The organism is Photobacterium sanguinicancri (genome assembly GCF_002265265.1).
Classification (GTDB): Bacteria; Pseudomonadota; Gammaproteobacteria; order Enterobacterales; family Vibrionaceae; genus Photobacterium; species Photobacterium sanguinicancri.
On the sequence record NZ_NOIF01000518.1, the window covers coordinates 1 to 375 of the forward strand.

Annotated in this window: 1 protein-coding gene; it reads right to left on the minus strand. The window is 70.1% G+C overall.

Annotation, left to right across the window (positions count from 1 at the left end; translation table 11 throughout):
- Window positions 1-167: 167 nt before the first annotated feature.
- Window positions 168-375 (minus strand): non-canonical purine NTP pyrophosphatase (locus tag ASV53_RS26635; RefSeq protein WP_275657132.1); only part of this gene is annotated, 208 nt, incomplete at its 5' end.

Consider the following 375-nt stretch of genomic DNA (forward strand, 5'->3'; position numbering starts at 1 on the left):
CATGATCGTCGCCGTGAGGCACAGCGAGATCGTCAGCAGGCGGCGATGGCCTGCCGAACGGATGCCGCCGGCAGTGGGCGCGTGATCGTGCATGCTTCCAGGCTAGGACGCCCGCACCCCGTCGTAGGGCGATTCCGCCTAGTCGGGAAGGGTAACGAGAACCAGTCTCAGAGGTCGGCGAGCAGCGGGGCGAGCTGTTCGAAGGCGCGGGCCCGATGCGACTGCATCTGCTTCTCGTCGTCGGTGAACTCGCCGACGGTCCGCTCGGCACCCCCCGGCTGCCCGTCCGGCACGAAGATCGGGTCGTAGCCGAACCCGCCCCCGCCGGATGCCGCGTGCGCGAGGCGCCCGGGCCAGATGCCCGTCACGACCTGT